Annotated in this window: 18 protein-coding genes; 3 read left to right on the top strand and 15 right to left on the bottom strand. The window is 61.0% G+C overall.

Annotated elements, in window-relative coordinates; all coding sequences use genetic code 11:
• Both Q392_RS04310 and Q392_RS31745 read right to left on the bottom strand, forming a co-directional pair.
• Positions 1-288, bottom strand: a 288-nt coding sequence (locus tag Q392_RS04310; RefSeq protein WP_038201871.1) for a transposase, incomplete at its 3' end; no start/stop codon positions are given.
• A 15-nt stretch (positions 289-303) separates the two neighbouring features.
• Positions 304-597: a helix-turn-helix domain-containing protein gene (locus Q392_RS31745; RefSeq protein ID WP_084216818.1), complete on the bottom strand. Its 294-nt coding sequence runs from the start codon at positions 595-597 to the stop codon at positions 304-306.
• A gap of 119 nt (positions 598-716) precedes the next feature.
• Here Q392_RS31745 and Q392_RS04305 point away from each other — a divergent pair, with 119 nt between their 5' ends.
• The gene (locus Q392_RS04305) at positions 717-1,352 is read left to right on the top strand and encodes a LysR substrate-binding domain-containing protein (RefSeq protein ID WP_035624309.1); all 636 of its coding nucleotides are present in this window, start codon (positions 717-719) and stop codon (positions 1,350-1,352) included.
• 24 nt (positions 1,353-1,376) lie between these two features.
• Here Q392_RS04305 and Q392_RS04300 read toward each other — a convergent pair whose 3' ends face one another.
• Positions 1,377-2,366, bottom strand: a complete 990-nt coding sequence (locus Q392_RS04300; RefSeq protein WP_009516242.1) for a GlxA family transcriptional regulator — start codon at positions 2,364-2,366, stop codon at positions 1,377-1,379.
• A gap of 404 nt (positions 2,367-2,770) precedes the next feature.
• Here Q392_RS04300 and Q392_RS33790 point away from each other — a divergent pair, with 404 nt between their 5' ends.
• The gene (locus Q392_RS33790; RefSeq protein ID WP_244889981.1) at positions 2,771-3,106 is read left to right on the top strand and encodes an isochorismatase family protein; all 336 of its coding nucleotides are present in this window, start codon (positions 2,771-2,773) and stop codon (positions 3,104-3,106) included.
• 63 nt (positions 3,107-3,169) lie between these two features.
• On the opposite strand, the gene Q392_RS04290 is transcribed toward Q392_RS33790, so the two are convergent.
• From Q392_RS04290 to Q392_RS04255, 9 genes are all read right to left on the bottom strand, one after another.
• Positions 3,170-5,113 (bottom strand): tyrosine-type recombinase/integrase, encoded by a 1,944-nt coding sequence (locus tag Q392_RS04290; RefSeq protein WP_009516244.1) that lies wholly within the window; start codon positions 5,111-5,113, stop codon positions 3,170-3,172.
• Positions 5,114-5,575: 462 nt separating this feature from the next.
• Positions 5,576-6,544 (bottom strand): LysR family transcriptional regulator, encoded by a 969-nt coding sequence (locus Q392_RS04285; protein ID WP_425425157.1) that lies wholly within the window; start codon positions 6,542-6,544, stop codon positions 5,576-5,578.
• 463 nt (positions 6,545-7,007) lie between these two features.
• Positions 7,008-8,180 carry an ABC transporter substrate-binding protein gene (locus Q392_RS04275; RefSeq protein ID WP_245610636.1) on the bottom strand — a complete coding sequence of 391 codons (1,173 nt, stop codon included), beginning with the start codon at positions 8,178-8,180 and terminating at the stop codon, positions 7,008-7,010.
• A gap of 133 nt (positions 8,181-8,313) precedes the next feature.
• The gene (locus Q392_RS04270) at positions 8,314-9,303 is read right to left on the bottom strand and encodes a Bug family tripartite tricarboxylate transporter substrate binding protein (RefSeq protein WP_038201707.1); all 990 of its coding nucleotides are present in this window, start codon (positions 9,301-9,303) and stop codon (positions 8,314-8,316) included.
• Positions 9,304-9,322: 19 nt separating this feature from the next.
• Positions 9,323-10,276, bottom strand: coding sequence for a fumarylacetoacetate hydrolase family protein (locus Q392_RS04265; RefSeq protein ID WP_038201704.1), 954 nt, complete (start codon positions 10,274-10,276; stop codon positions 9,323-9,325).
• Between the two features lie 72 nt (positions 10,277-10,348).
• Positions 10,349-10,723 (bottom strand): YciI family protein, encoded by a 375-nt coding sequence (locus Q392_RS31740; protein ID WP_060984523.1) that lies wholly within the window; start codon positions 10,721-10,723, stop codon positions 10,349-10,351.
• A 1-nt stretch (position 10,724) separates the two neighbouring features.
• Positions 10,725-11,648: a VOC family protein gene (locus Q392_RS04260; protein ID WP_038201701.1), complete on the bottom strand. Its 924-nt coding sequence runs from the start codon at positions 11,646-11,648 to the stop codon at positions 10,725-10,727.
• Between the two features lie 9 nt (positions 11,649-11,657).
• Positions 11,658-11,972 (bottom strand): NIPSNAP family protein, encoded by a 315-nt coding sequence (locus Q392_RS31735; protein ID WP_060984522.1) that lies wholly within the window; start codon positions 11,970-11,972, stop codon positions 11,658-11,660.
• Positions 11,973-11,979: 7 nt separating this feature from the next.
• A complete protein-coding gene (locus Q392_RS04255; protein WP_038201698.1) occupies positions 11,980-12,882 on the bottom strand; it encodes an NAD(P)-dependent oxidoreductase in 903 nt (300 codons plus the stop codon).
• A 113-nt stretch (positions 12,883-12,995) separates the two neighbouring features.
• Here Q392_RS04255 and Q392_RS04250 point away from each other — a divergent pair, with 113 nt between their 5' ends.
• Positions 12,996-13,364: a LysR family transcriptional regulator gene (locus Q392_RS04250; protein WP_084216815.1), complete on the top strand. Its 369-nt coding sequence runs from the start codon at positions 12,996-12,998 to the stop codon at positions 13,362-13,364.
• 2 nt (positions 13,365-13,366) lie between these two features.
• On the opposite strand, the gene tnpC is transcribed toward Q392_RS04250, so the two are convergent.
• From tnpC to Q392_RS04235, 3 genes are all read right to left on the bottom strand, one after another.
• Positions 13,367-14,968 carry an IS66 family transposase gene (tnpC, locus tag Q392_RS04245; RefSeq protein WP_038201695.1) on the bottom strand — a complete coding sequence of 534 codons (1,602 nt, stop codon included), beginning with the start codon at positions 14,966-14,968 and terminating at the stop codon, positions 13,367-13,369.
• Positions 14,969-15,031: 63 nt separating this feature from the next.
• A complete protein-coding gene (gene tnpB / locus Q392_RS04240) occupies positions 15,032-15,364 on the bottom strand; it encodes an IS66 family insertion sequence element accessory protein TnpB (RefSeq protein WP_038201692.1) in 333 nt (110 codons plus the stop codon).
• Positions 15,361-15,684 carry a transposase gene (locus tag Q392_RS04235; protein ID WP_084216811.1) on the bottom strand — a complete coding sequence of 108 codons (324 nt, stop codon included), beginning with the start codon at positions 15,682-15,684 and terminating at the stop codon, positions 15,361-15,363. The genes tnpB and Q392_RS04235 overlap by 4 nt, the downstream gene beginning before the upstream one ends.
• Positions 15,685-15,699 lie beyond the last annotated feature (15 nt).

Genomic DNA, 15,699 nt, shown 5'->3' with positions numbered 1-15,699 from the left:
GAAAAACGCGCTGGCCAGCTTGAGGATCTCGTTGGCGCGGCGAAGCTCGCGCACTTCGCGCTCCAGTTCCTTGACGCGCTTGGCCTCGGCCGTGGTCGCGCCTTCGCGCTGGCCCGTGTCACGCTCGTGCTGACGCACCCAGTTCAGCAGCGTCTGCGGCGTGCTGCCGATCTTGCCGGCGATCGATACGACCGCCGCCCATTGCGACGCGTGCTCTCCTTGATGCTCGAACACCATGCGCACCGCACGCTCGCGCACTTCCGGCGAAAACTTCACTGACTTCCTCATGATGGCTCCATCTTCTCAAACGAGGGAGCCTCCGCGAAAGCCGGGGCGGTTCACCGCGATCAATTCGGCCGCACTGATCTTGAGCGCCATGGAAATTTTAAGTATGAGGGGGAGCGTGGGTACATGCTCGCCACGCTCGATCTTGCCCATGTGCGAGCGCGAAATGCCTGCCAGGGCTGCGAACTCGTCTTGAGCGATTGCTTGAGCGACACGCGCTGCGCGTACGGCCTGCCCAAACGCCATTGCTGGAGCGGACTCATACGTAGATGTGCCAGCGGGACGACCTGGCTGAATAGTGGGCTTCTGCATCAGCAGAAGCGTCGAATAATCCGCAAAAATTAACCACGTTAAAGTTATAGACGTTAAACTTCACTCTATTAATTCATGTTGGCTGAACCTGATCTGCTTTTTCGCTTTTATAGGCTCACATGCCCACCGTCATCAGCCAACCTCCCCATCTCAGGCTTGCGATAGCGCCAGGCGTAACGTCATCGAGGCTTTCGGACCTGCTTGCGCTCCAACGCGCCGAAGAGCCAGAGGTCACCATAGCGCTCCTTGAGGTCAGAGGTGACGAGATTCTTGCGGGACTGAAGGATGGCCATTACGACGCAGCGATGTCGCTTCAAGGAGCGACCGATTCGGCTCTCCATACACAACCCTTGTGGATCGAGCACATGGCAGTTGCTATGCCGTTGCGATCCTCTTTGATGGATCACGCCAAGCTCGCGATCGCCGATTTGCTGGATCACCCTGTCTTCCGCTGGCAGGCAGAGAGTTGCCCTTTGCTGGATCAGCGGTTGTCTTCACTTCCTGCGGTGAGGCAGCAGAGCACGCAGTACGTGGCTTCCTTCGAGATGCTGGCGCTCAAGGTCGCCGCAGGCTATGGCGTGGGAATCTCTACGCAATCGCGCATCGAGCGCGCTCACGGATGGGGACTCAGTATGCGATCGCTCGCCGACGGCCCCTACGAGGTCGTGACGTACCTCCAGCGGCCCTACGTACAAGCCACTCCGGCGACCGAGCGGTTCGAGCGCAGAGCGCTGCAGGTTGCAGTTACGATCTGATAGTGACAGGCGAGGCGGGCGCGATCAGCACACTGTCCTGAACCGGCTGCGGTACTCGGCCGGCGTGGTGCCCAGGGTCCTGCGGAATGCGCGGTTGAGCGCGTCAGTGGTATTGAAGCCGCAGGTTGTGGCAATCCGTTCAAGCGGTTCGTCGGTGGTTTCCAACCGATTGCGCGCCATCTCCACGCGCACCGATTCAATGTAAGCGGCCGGCGTCATGTTCAATTCCGTCTTGAAGATGCGGGTCAGTTGCCGATCGCTTACATGTGCCTGTTCGGCCAGTTCCGCGATGCTCATGGGCTTACCGATGCAGCGCATGATGTAGTGGCGCAGCGCATCCATGCGCCGGGTCTTGGACGCCGGTTCCAGCGAGGCACTGAATTGGCTTTGCCCACTCGGGCGCTTTAGGAACATCACCAGTTGGCGCGCCACGCGCAGCGCCAACCGCTCGCCGAAGTCATCGGCGACCAAAGCCAACGCCAGGTCCAGACAGGCGGTCAGGCCGGCGCCGGTCCAGACATCACGGTCGCGGATGAAGATCGGGTCGGCATCCACCTTGACCTCCGGGTGCTCGTCAGCGAGTTGTTGCGCGGTGGACCAATGTGTGGTGACACGACGGCCTTCGAGCAGGCCTGCCGCAGCCAGGACATGCGCGCCCACGCACACGGACGCGAGGCGTCGGGTATGGCCTGCAAGCGCCCTCACAGATACCACCACCGAAGGCGCTACGACGGCGCGCACGCGTCGCTGCGCATCGACCTCGACCGCGCCCGGCACCACGAGGGTGTCGATCCTACGGGGGGCGAGGTCGGCGAATGTCGTATCGGGCAGTACACGCACACCGGCCGAAGTCATGACGGGCGCAAGCGTCGCAGCCGCCAACACCACCTCGTAGCCCGTCGGCTCGTCCATCTCGCGCTGAAGAAGTGAGAACACCTCGGCCGGACCGGTCACGTCCAGCAGATAGACGTGCTCGAACAGCACCATGACGATGAGGCGCTTGATGTTTGCCATGCTGCAAGCTCCGTGGGTGCCCGCGCACCGCAATGTCTGAATCTACATGTTAGATGACATTGCCGACATTCCGCTGCGCTTCTAGCATGACGAGGCGGTCATTTCTGATGGCCGGATCCTCCATTTCCCATTCAAGGAAGTACAACCATGAACTCCTCGACCACGCTGCGCCAGCTCAACGGACTGGACCCCACACCGGCCACGTTAGACGGTGCCACCTTGATCCTCGTGGACTACCAGAACACCTACACGCGCGGCGTCATGGAACTGGCCGGCTGGCAGCCGGCGCTGGCTTCGGCATCTGAACTGTTGACCCGGGCGCGCGCCGCCGGCACCAACAGCATCCATGTCGTTCACGATGGTGGAGAGGGCTCGCCCTACGACCTCGCCGCCAAGATCGGCAGATTCATCCCGCCGTCGCGCCGCTGTCCAACGAGCCCGTGGTCGTCAAGACGGCGCCCAATGCATTCGTCGGCACCGATTTGGGCGAGCGCGTTGAGGCGGCCGGTAACAAACAGGTCATCGTCATGGGATTAATGACTCACATGTGCGTGACGTTCACCGCCGAGGGTGCGTTTCTACGCGGCAACCAGCCCACCGTGGTGGCCGATGCATGCGCGACGCGGCCCATCCGAAGGGGCGTGGTGAATGTGTCGGCCGAGGTGCTGCATGAGGGCGCGTTGGCGACGATTGCCGATCTGTACGCCGTCGTGGTGCGCTCGGGCACATCGTTGCAATAAGGCGAAATGCAGTGGTCAGCGACAGGAATGGTGCCGCTGGCCACGGTACCGTCGAACCTCGGATTACGCCGTCTCAAGCATCGCAGCGCTGTCCACCAGCCGACGAACGCTCTGCTGGACGTCCTCGGGGATGAGCCTCGGCGGCAAGCCAGCCTCAGACGCACCTGTCTGCTGGTGGGTGGCCGCGATGACCCGGACGACCATGCCCAGATTGCTTGGCGTCACGATGTCGATGGCGGCACGATCACCCAGGTCCGGATGTGGCCGGGTGAGCATGCGATACAGATCCCACGAGTCCGCCCGCGGACATTGATTCATGAGCACCTGAGCCAGCTTGTGCTTGAGCGGCACCAGTTGCCAGTCGGGAACCCGCTGCCCCCGATTGCCCAGGCTGATGGACAGTAGCTTGCCGGCTTTCAGCTCCCGGTTGATCTGGTCCTTGGACTTTCCGGCCAGCTTGCCGAACAGCGGCACCGGCAGATTGTTCGGCGACTCGTACATGGCCAGCATTTCCTCGCGCTCCCGCTGGATTGCGGAGACTTCCGGCTCCGGAGCATGCGTCGGCGGTGGCGGCACCTGCGACAGCCGCTGGAACGTGATCTCGCCACTGTTCGGGGTCACGACGATGGGCGTGGCCACCATCGGCGGGACGCCAGGGGAAGCGGGCTCGGCCACCATGGGGACCGCGTCCACCACGTCCTCAGTTTCCGCCATCGCCGGCACCCCGTCGATACGCATCGTCAGATGCGCGCTGGCCGCTTCCACTTGGCCCTGTTCGAGCAGATCGAGACGATCCGCCCAGTCCTGCATCATCCGGCGGCGCGGCTCAACATACTTGGCGTGGTTGTAGGCCGAACTCACCTTGTTCGGGTCCGAGTGCGAAAGCTGCGCGTCCACCCAAATCTTGGGATAGCCGATCTCGTTGAGCGCCGTCGAGATGGTTCCGCGGATGCCGTGACCGGTCAGTTGATCCTTGTAGCCCATTCGTTTCAAGGCCGCGTTGAGGGTGTTCTCGCTGATGCGCTTCTTGAGTTCGCTGCGGTGCGTGAGCAGATGGACCTGAGCCGGCCTCATCACACCCAACAGGTAGCGCACGATCTCGATGGCCTGCACGGACAACGGCACGATGTAGGGCGGAACGTCCTGCGGGCGCTTGCCGGCCTTGCGCATCTCGTCCTGGAGTTGCTTGACGATCTGCGGCGGGATGATCCACAGGCCACGGTCGAGATCGAACTGGTCCGGGGTCGCCAGCCGCAGCTCGCCGGTACGCACGCCGGTCAGGAACAGCAGCCGGATGCCGAGTTGGGTCTGCCAACCACGAGGGTTGTAGAGCCTGAGCTTGTGCAGGAACTCGGGAAGCTCCGGAAGATGCAGGTAGGGGTTGTGGTTCACCGGGGGCTTGGGCTCGGCCACCACGTCCAGGTCGGAGGCCGGATTGGCTTCCAGCCCCTCCACGATGACGAGGGCATAGCGGAACAACTGCCCCAGCCAGGTGCGGACCTTCTCGGCAGTGGTGAACGCCTTGCGCTCCTCGATCCTCGCCAGGACGCCCAGGAGTTGGGGCCGGCGAATGTCGTAGATCGACATCTGCTTGAGGCTAGGCAGCACGTCCTTGTTGAAGATCCGCAGGATCTGCGACAGCGTGCTGTTCCTGCCCTCCTTGATTTCCTTGCGGCGATGCTCGACCCACGCATCGAAGACGGCCTTGAAGGTGTAGTCGGCCGCAAGCTTGACCGCGTGTCGCTTCTGTTTCCGATCGGTATGGGGGTTGACGCCCTTTGCCAGAAGCGCCCGGGCTTCGTCGCGCAAGGTGCGCGCTTCGCGCAAACCGATCTCGGGGTAGTTCCCCAGGGAGATGCGCTTTTGCTTGCCGAGCCAGTAATAGCGCAAATGCCACGACTTGCCGCCGGTGCGGGCGACCACCAGGCCGAGGCCATCGGTGTCGGGGATGCTGTAGGTTTTCTCGGCGGCCTTGGCTTGCCGCACGGTCAGATCAGAGAGTGTCATCATCAAGCTCCTAAGTCTTGGACTTAGGCCCGATGCTGCTTGTCATCCCGATCCAACCCCAGCAACAACCCGGAACCGGCACGACCCGCATTCTTTGGCCTTGTTTTTGGCCTCAAAAATGGTGGCTGTCAGTGGACTTCCGTGGCTTTCGCTGGAATGAAAAAAGGAGCCGAAGCTCCTCTTTTCAATGACTTACAGACGTCAGTGGAAGTCTGTAGATCATAAATTGGAGCGGGAAAAGAGACCTGAATCCCCGCTCTAACTCCTTGACAACACTGGACTTTTTTCTTGTCCGGCGCCGTCGATGTACTAAATTATGTACTACTTCAAAAAGGTTGGCCACCGGTGCCAAGTCTTTGATTCTACACCAAACCAAGAAGCGCCACCAATGTCTGCTTACCCCATCCCTCCAAAGCAGAGAGAGGACCTGCCCAGCTAACGCCCAAGGCCACCTACAACAACTCACGGCCCCGTGCGTGCAGCCATAGCTGCTATCCGCTCCATGAAGCGCTTCACTGGCTCCGTGGGGTCGCCTTGCCGACGCAGCAGGTAGGTGGTTAGTGTGGGCGGCACGCCAACCAGCGGGCGGACAGCGATGTCCGCCCGCTGCAATGCCTGCACCTGCGAGGCGATGGCGAAGCCGATGCCATAGCCCGCTCCGACCAAGGTCAGCATCACACCCAAACTGGTCACGTGGTCGACCACCTTGAGCGCGACGGACGCGCCTTCGAGCGCGGACTGGATCTGATGGTAACAGCCGGAGGCCGCTTCAGGATGACACAGCACCAGCGGGAACTTAAGCGCATCGTCCAGCTTGACGTGGCCATGGGCCAGCAACGGGTGGCGCGCCGGCACGATCACCGACAAGGGATCAGTCCACACCGCTTCGGCGAGCAGCCCGTCGTTGACCGCATTCGAGAGCGCAAAGCCGATGTCCAACAGGTCGTTGTGCAAGCCCTTGAGCTGTTGTGCGAAGGGCATCTCGAAGACGCGAATCTCCAGCTCAGGCTCGTCCTCGCGGCTGCGCGCGAGCAAAGATGCGATACGCGGCTGCGCTAGGCTGTCACAGATGCCGATGCGTAGATACCCTTGGTAGCCCTGCGCCGCTGCTTTCGCGCTCTTGACTGCCTGCTCCACTGTCGCCAGCACGCGGCGGCATTCGCCCAGGAATACTTGGCCGGCCCAAGTCAGCCGCGTCTGGCGGGTGCTGCGATCGAACAACTGCACACCCAACGAACCCTCAAGATCGCGCATGGCACGTGACACGGGCGACTGCTCGATGCCCAAGCGCTCGGCCGCGCGTCCAAGATGCAATTCCTCCGCGACAGCAACGAAGTAGCGTAGTAGTCTGAAGTCCATGGCTGCGTAGATGCGGATATAGCCCAGTCGAATCCCGTTAACCTGCGGCGCGCGAAAGCAATCTGCACCCAAGAAGTTGCGCTTTTTAGTGCGCGCCGAGCCTCTGAGTCCTGCCTCTCAAACAGTACGAAGCGTCCGAGCGCGTAGCTCGCCCGAATGCTGACTGCTCAGCGTCGCCCTACCCGCGCCATTGGTGCCGCTGCCACCCTGTATAACCATCACAATCAACTCATCTGACATCATCCAGGCCATACTTCTGGGTGAGGCGTATGGATTGAGGCTAGCGAACAGCAGACCCGCCGGCCCACAGACCATGGCAGGCAGCGCATAGGCCACAATCTGGTGGGTGCAATACCAAGTCAATCGAGGCGACCAGCCAAGCTCCGTGCATGGCCATTTCGAAGAACGACTGCCGCATGTTGCCAACCGCCAGGTTGAGCCCAACGAGCGAAGGCGACACGACGTAGTAGACCCGCACCAACCCAGACAAACTCAACCCGAAGAAGTCGCTCACGCCGCTGATGGTCAACAAGGACTACTTCAAGGGGCACTGAGGCGCAAATGCATCTGCGTGGCCCTTGAGTATCCCCTCCGCCACCAACTTGAACTCCGTGCGCTGCCTATTACCTTCTTTCCAAATCTGAAAGACGTGGTAATCCTGCACGGGGTAGTTGTTCTTGCCAAACCGGAAATCACCGCGAACTGACTTGAACTGCGCCGTCGCAATGGCCTTGGCAAACGCCTTGCGGTTGTCAACCTTGCCATTGGCAGAGCGAATCGCTGCGTCCAGAAGCATTCCCGTGTCATAGCTGTACGCCGCAAAGGATGACGGCATGCGACCGTATTTTTTCTCGTATGCGGCGACGAACTGCTTCGACTGCGGGTTGTTCATGCCAGGCGTCCAGGCGTCGGCCACCAGAAGGCCGTTCGCAGCAGAACCCATAACATCGATCGCCGCGCCTTCCAAGGTGTTCGTTGTGTAGAGTGGCACCTTTCCAAGCAACCCCATTTGCTGGTACTGCCGCACAAAGCTGGGCGCAAGCCCACCGACATAGAACGCGAAAATGGCGTCAGGCTTGTTTGCGCTGACCTGAGTCAACTCAGCCGAGAAGTCCAACTGGTTCAATGGGGTGTACATCTCGTCGGAGATCTGTCCTTTATAAAAGCGCTTGAGACCGGCAATCTTGTCCTTACCTCCCACGAAGTTTGGCGTAAACGTCGAGATGCGTTTTAGCCCCTTGTCTTCCATGTACTTGCCCATTGCTTCGGCAGGGCCGTCGCTTTGCCAGGAAGTCACGAAGAGATTCGGCTTGCACTGCGCGCCAGCGGTTGGAGAAGGTCCGGCAACCGATCCGATAAATGGCACATCCGTGGCGCCGATCTTTCCTTGCAAAGCCATGAAGATATTGGCAAATGTCAGGCCGGTGACCACATCCACTTTGTCACGATCCAGCAGCTTGGTGACGGAAGCAATAGCGATTTCAGGTTTTAGCTGATCGTCTTCCTTTACTACGATTACCTTTTCCCCCCCTAACAAGCCTCCCAGTTGCTCAACCGCCAGATTGAACCCGTCCAGCTGGTCGATGCCATTTTCAGCCGAGGGGCCAGATAATGTGGCCAGGAATCCAATCTTCACATCTGCACTGGCGTGACCCATTGCCACCGCACCGAGGATGGCCATTGCCATTTTCATGGTCGTCTTAATCAAGAATTTCTCCTGGTATCTCTCGATTGTTTCAAACTTCAGTTGTCCGGCCCCGGGCAGGGCTTGATGGCTGATTGGGTTGACTCGCCGCCGTTCGCCTTGTGTGTCCTGGGGGACGTACACGGCGGTGCTGGGGTCATTCCTCCGCGGTGAATCCAGAAGCCTTGACGATGGGTCCCCAGCGTTCGATGTCGGCCTTGATGGTGGTGGTGAAACTAGCCGGGGTACTTTGCACGGTCTCCATGGCGATGCCTGCATAGCCTTCTCGCAATTCGGGTGTCTGCAATGCTGCGTTGATCCAGGTGGACGCCTTGGCGACGGTCTCAGGTGGGGTCTTGCCCGGCATGAAGACGCCCAGCCAGGATTCGACGACCATGTCGCGCAAGCCCGCTTCGAACAGCGTCGGCACCTCGGGCAGGAAACGACTGCGTTGCGTGCCGGTGGTTGCGAGCACGCGCACGCGTCCACTCTTGAGCTGGGGCAAGACCTCGCCGATGGGGTTAATGCTGACGGGGATCTGGCCTGCCATCAAGTCTTGCAGGGCGGGAGCTCCGCCCTTGTAGGGCACATGCAGCAGGTCCACGCCGATGGCCTTGGACAACATCAGGCCGGCGAAGTGGGACGCAGCACCCGCAGAAGTGGAGGCGAAAGAGGCTCGGGTCGGATTGGCCTTGCACCAAGAGACGAACTGCTGGACGTTGGTCACGCTGGCGGGCAGACCTGGACCGGCGGCAAGCGCATAGCCGGTCTTGGAGCACAGCGCGACCGGAGCGAAATCCTGCAGAGGGTTATAGCCCAGCTTGCGGAAACTGTGCGGGAAGATGGTCATCACGAAGTCCGGTGTGAACAGCATGTTCAAGCCGTCAGGCTCGGTGTTCCGCACAAACTCGGCGCCCAGACGGCCGGAGGCGCCAGCGCGGTTGTCGACCACCAGCCCGGCCGGGTATTCGTGGCGTATCTTGTCGACCGTCAGGCGAGCCACGGCGTCGGTGCCTCCGCCAGCGGGAAATGGCACCACCATATGCGCCAGCTTGTTGCTGGCTTGTGCGTGTGCCGATCGGTCAAAGATCAGGGGCAGGACGAAACTGGCAACTGCGGCTGAGAGAAAGGTGCGGCGAGGAATCATTGTGGCTCCTGATAGTTGCTTACACCAACCGGGTGTCTAGGTCACCCAAACCCTCGATCCAGACGCGCATTTCGTCGCCTTTCTTGAGGAACTCACCGACCTCGGCCCCGACCCCTGCGGGTGTGCCCGTCAGCAACACGTCGCCAGGGTTCAGGTCCACGCGGTGGCTGAGATACGAAATCTGTTCTGCGACGCTGTAGAGGTGGTTGGAAGTGTTCGAGTCCTGTCTAAGCACTCCGTTAAGCCAGAGCTTAATTCCCAGGCGCTCAGGAGACGGCACGAACTCGGCAGGCGTCAGGTAAGGCCCCATAGGGCACGAGCCGTTGAAGCATTTGTGGCCAATCCAGTCAAAGCGAAATGGCGAGCTCGGGTCAACAGTCTGGCGAATCATGTTGTCCCGCGCGGAGAGGTCATTGGCGCAGCTGTATGCCGCCACATATGAGAGCGCTTCATCGACCGGCACCCGCGAAGCGTGTCGTCCGATCACAACCGCCAGCTCGGCTTCCCAATCGAGGCGTTGGGTATGAGCAGGAAATGCAACCTCTCCGTGGTGAGGCGATAGCGTCGAGCGGCCCGCCTTAATAAAATGCCAAGGATCGACCCCTTCTGACTTGGGATCGAGGACCAGCTTCGCGCCGGTCGCTTTGGACATCGCCTCCACGTGATCGCGGTAGTTCGCACCCGCCGCATAGATCACCCCAGGATTCAACAACGGTGGAAGAAAGCGCACATGCGCAGCGTCCAATCGCTCCGCTGCAAAGCGCTCGGGTTGCGCAGCGATTCTTTCTGCCAGTGCGCTCAACTTGACGTGTGATGATGACCAGTCTTGCAGTAGGGCATCCAACGTCAAGACCGGTGCATCAATCCCATCGCTGACAATCTGGGCGCCTCCGAGTGAAAAGCTCGCGCCACTGACTACGATGCCGGCTTGAGGCCCCGTGGCCGACTGATAAGAAAACAATTGGTACTTCAAAGGAATTCCTTGAGGCGCGATTTCACGGATTAGCCTGATGGGCAGCCGCTTCCTCACATTCGGATGGATAGGTCAGCTCAGACGAGAACTCTGATCGGAGAAGCGCACAGTCACACTGAACCCGCCCTCCATCAAGATCCATTTGCGCAAGGTGAAGGTCACAACGCCCTCCTTTACAAACGGATCAAACGACAGAATTCGATGGGCTTCCTCATATGAACCCGCGCGGACAATGGTCATGCCGCCTTGCGTTCCCGGAGGGCATCCTTCGGCGACGAACGGGCCCGAAGCAAAAATCTCCCCACGTCGTTCTGAACCGACGGCCCATGCCAGGTGAGCAGACAACAGTTCATGCATCCGATTGAGGTCTTTGGGCTCACGCAATGCCACATACAAGGGCTTGTTGAGCATTTGAGCCAGTTGAGCTTGCGCGTCGTTGGCAGACATCTCACTCCCTTTCTTCGAAATTGACCACGAATTCCAGCGGTGGCGGGGTTTGCGCCCACACAGCAACAACCTCTTCGGGAGCGACGTTCATCGGAACCCAGGTGTTGTCATCCTCCGCGATCACGTCGATGTCCCAGAAATACTCCACCAAGCTGTTCCAGGGATCACGGATGTAGTGAAAGTAGTTCGATCCACCCACATGGCGACCAAGCCCGAACCCATCGCGGTAACCCGCGCGCAGCAAGGTTTGCGCTCCAATTTCGATTTCATCGATGTCGCCAACCTCGAAACTCAGGTGGTGCAGACCGGTGTGCGAGCTTTTGGCGAAGGCGACCATGTGGTGATCTCCGCCAGCCGCACCACGCAGGAAGGCAAGGACACCTTGGGCTTGATCCGAAACCTTCATGCCCAGCACCTTGGTGTAGAACGCCACCGAACGCTCCACGTCGGGAGTGAACTTGATGAGGTGGCCAAGGCGGCGTGGACGGGCCCGCTTCTTGAGCGAGCTGACATCGCAAGCCCTTTCGCCGATACGTCGGTAGTGCCCTGGCGCGTTGATCTCCACGGGAGGTTGGAGCGCTGAAGGTGCCGCCTCGGCGATCTGAACGTTGATCCAATCGCCATGGGGATCCTGAAACCAGATGCCCTCGCTTTCGCCGAACGGAGAGGGGGCTTTGTTCACGCCGGCGCGGTCGAGATTGGCCAGCAGCACCTGCATGCCGCTGGCATCGGTTCCAAACGCTGTGTAGCTCAGCTTCTTCTTGGCACCTTGCATTAGCCGGATCTGATCTTGCGCCCGACCTTCGCAGCGGAACACCAGGTCGTTGCCGACAACCCGCGATTGCAAGCCAAAAAGCTCATAAAAGGCCTTGCCGATCTCCAATTCTGGAACGGTCATGCCCACGTGAAGCAAGGTACGAATCATGGTGACGCCTCAGCGAATGGGGGAAAACGAAGTCGGGTTGAGAAGCTGGTTGCGCTGCGCTTTGACAGCGGATCCTGCTTTCTGAAGGAAAGCACGCCATGCAGGGTTCGCCGACAGCTCTGATCGCCGCCGCTGCCGATCTTCATAGGAATCGAAGCCCCAGAGATGGACCACGCAATTGAGTTCACCCACTTCGGTGGTGAAATAGCCCAGCAGATTGCCCAGCGCAGCAGACTGCAGCGCCAAGCCTTCAGTTTCGTAGGCGTGGAGGAACTGATGCAGCGTTCCGGGCTGCAGTTCATAGGTACGTTGTTCGACGAGCATGACTGTCCTATTGATCGCTTTTGCCTTGGGCCTCAGAATCACTTTCGATCAGCTTGATCACTGCGGCGATGTCTTCGTCGCCCATGCCTTGCGCGATGGCACGCTGAAAAAAGGGCATCGCTGTCGTAAACAGTGGTGTGACACAGCCTAGGTCCTGTGCCATCCGGGAGCCGAGCTCAAGGTACTTTGCCAACGTGACGAACGGCCCGGGTGCGGGTTGGAAGCGGCGTTCAGCCATCATGGGTGCTCGCAAAGAAAACATGGCTGAACCGCCCGCACCTTGGGCGATGACTTCAGCCACCTTGCGCGGATCAAAACCGGCACGCTTGCCCAGATTCATAGCCTCCGCCGCCGCCAGCGTGTGGATGGTGAGCAGGTAGTTGGCGATCAGCTTCATGGCAACAGCCGAGCCATATTCACCCAGAAGAAATTGATTGGGGGTTATGGCATCGAGCAGCGGCTGGCATTCCTCGACCACTTGGGCATCGCCACCAAGATACAGGGCCGCACGGCGCTGGACCACCATCGGAGGCGAACCGCTAACCTCTGCTTCCAACACACGGCCGCCTGCCGCCTGAATGCGGAGCGCTTGCTCTACCTTGAAAGCGCGGCTGTACGTGCCCAACTCAATCACCAGTTGTGAGGGCTTGAGCGCACCCAGCACACCGCCCTTCCCCTCGAGCACATTCAGCTGTGCTTCTTCGCTGGGCAGACACATCAGGACCACGTCCGACTGCCGCACAACGGAAGCTGGGGAGTCCGCAGCGATGCCGCCTGCAGCGACGAACTCGTGCGAGTGTGATCGGCGGTATCCGATGACCCGATACCTGGACTTGAGCAGGTTGCAGGCCAACGGCAGCCCCAACTGCCCGATGCCGACCAGTCCTACAGTGGGTAGGTTCGTCTCCAATGTTGTCTCCTTTTTCTCTATTCTGGGCAGCCCCCTCAGAACAATCTAGATCGAATCATTGATAGATTGAAATCAGCGAAACTTATACTTCAGGACCGTACTAAGGAAACATCTTGAGAGATCTGAATCTGATGCTGGTGTTTGAGGCGCTTTGGCTAGACCGATCCGTGACCTCCGCAGCCACGCGGCTGGGCGTCTCCCAAGCGGCTGTAAGCGGTTCGCTCAAGCGACTGCGAGACGGCTACCAAGACAAGCTTTTCACCCTCGTGGGCCGTCGCATGCAACCGACTCCCATGGCCGAAGCCATATCGCCTTCGGTGCTCGACGCGCTTGCATTGATTCGACAAACTCAGGTCAAGCGCATGACCTTTGATCCGCTCACGGCCAACCGAGGCTTTGTGATCCGCACGCGTGACATCGGTGAGATGATTTGCCTGCCGTCGGTAAGCGTCCGGCGAAGTCATCTTGACTTCGCCGAGTAGGCTCAGTGAGCGACAGCCAAGGGCTTCCAACGATGCGGCAGCAGTTCCTCGATCCGACTGGCAGGCTGTGTGGGTAGCCGCTCCAGAACGTCCTTGAGATAGGCGTACGGATCGTGGCCGTTGATCTTGGCCGAGTGCACCAGGCTCATGACCGCTGCGGCCCGCTGGCCTGCACGTAGGCTGCCGGCGAACAGCCAGTTCGACCGTCCAAGTGCAATTGGCCTGATCTGGTTCTCGACCCAGTTGTTGGAGATGGGCACGTCGCCATCGTCGATGTAGCGCGTCAGCGCCTTCCATCGCTTCAAGCTGTAGTCGATGGCCTTGGCGGTGGCCGAACCGTCCGGCACGAGTTGGCGCTGCGCCAGCAGCCACTTGTGCAGCGCTGCGGCCACCCTTCGCGACTTGCGCTGCCGCACGCGTCGTCGCTCCTGGACTGTGGCTGCGGCGATGTCCTCCTCGATCCTGAAGAGCACCTGGAAGTACCTCAGCGCCTGCTGGCCGACCTTGCTGGCGTGGTTGGCCCACAGTTCGTGGAACTTGCGCCGGGCATGCGCGACGCATCCAGCCTCGGTGACGCCGCGCTCGAAGCTGGCCTTGTAGCCGGAGAACCCGTCGGTCACCAGGGTGCCGCGCCAAGCCTGTTCGCCGGTGTCGTCCTGGCGCAGGAAGCCGCGCACGTTCTCCCCGCCACGGGTCTCCGCGAAGTTGAACACCACGGCCCGGGTCGCGTTGAAGCTGGTGGTGCAGTAGGTCCAGATGTAGGCCTTGTGGGTTTTCTTGTTGCCCGGCTTGAGCATGCCCACCGGTGTCTCGTCGGCATGCAGAACTCCGTGGCGCAGCAGCTCGTTTGTCAGCGCGTCCACCAGCGGCTGCAGTTGCGCGCCGCATTCACCGACCCACTGTGCCAAGGTGGAGCGCGCGATCAGCATGCCGGCGCGCTCAAAGATGCGTTCCTGGCGGTACAGCGGCAGATGGTCGAGGAACTTGGCCACCAGCACTTGCGCAAGCAAGCCCGCGGTCGGGATGCCCTTGTCGATCACGTGTGCCGGCACAGCGGCTTGCACCAGCTTCTCGCAGTCGCGGCAGGCCCACTTGCCGCGCACGTGGCGCTCCACCGTGAACACGCCAGGTTCGTAGTCCAGCCGCTCTGCGATGTCCTGGCCGATACGCTTCATCGCGCAACCGCAGGCGCAGGCCGTGTTCTGCGGCTCGTGGTGCACGTCGCGGCGCGGCAGGTGCGCTGGCAGCGGCTCGCGCCTGGGATGTTGCTTGGCCTTCTTGTCCTTGGCGCACTGTGCGTCGGCATCGGCTTGTTCAAGCTCGGCCGTCAGCTGCGCGATGTCGCTGTCCAGCGTCTCTTCGATCAGGCTCTTTTGCTCGGCGCTCATGCCAGCGCAGAACTTCTCGCTGGTGACGGCGTACTTCAGCCGCCGCAGGTTGGCGACCTCGTGCGTGAGCTTGTCGATCAGCGCCTGCTTGAAAGTGGCTTCGCGCGCATGGCGTGCGAGCAGCTCGTCCTTGGCCGCCACCTCGGCCATCAGCGTCAGCAGCGCTTGGCGCATCTGCTGCGGGTCCAGGGCGTCGAGTTGCTGCAGGGCAATCACGGATCGTGATGTTGCCGACCCATGGCGCGCAGGTCCATCGGCAGATTCGGCAATTGCGCAGCGCTACAGCACCCGGATGACACCGGCCTCGCCAATGCGCTGCCACGGCAGGCCCAGCACGAGGGCATCGAACTGCGCCTGGCTGAGCGCAGCCGTGGCAGCGCCTTCCTTCGGCCAGACGAACTTGCCGCTGTTCAGGCGCCGCGCGGCCAGCCACACGCCGATGCCGTCATGCACCAGCACCTTCATGCGATTGGCGCGCCGGTTGGCGAACAGGTACGCGTGATGTGGGCGTGCCTGGCCGAACACGTTGACGACGCGGGCCAAAGCGGCCTCTGTCCCGGCGCGCATGTCCAGCGGCTGCACGGCCAGCCACACCGCTTCGATCCGGATCACCGCAGCAGCTCGCGCATCCAGCCTGCGCATTCGGCAGCGGCCGCCATCGGCCAGGACACCGTGATCGTCGTTGCGCCGCGGCGCACGTCGATGCGTATCTCCGCGGGCTGCGCGACAGGCTCTGGCATCCGGACCGGGACGAACGTCGATGCAGCAGCTGCAGGCTGGGCCGTTGCCACGGTTTGCGGCAGCTCCGCCTCGCGGACCCAGCGGCGCAGCAAGTTGGCATTGATCCCGCGCGCCAAGGCCACCGAGGCCATCGACATGCCGGCCTGCGAGGCCGCGGCCACGGCGTCGGCCTTGAATTCATCGCTATGCAACCGTCGGCGCCGACG

This window comes from Xenophilus azovorans DSM 13620, from assembly GCF_000745855.1.
Lineage (GTDB): Bacteria > Pseudomonadota > Gammaproteobacteria > Burkholderiales > Burkholderiaceae_C > Xenophilus > Xenophilus azovorans.
The sequence above is the reverse complement of the archived record's forward strand: the minus strand, read 5'-3'. Positions and strand labels throughout refer to the sequence as shown.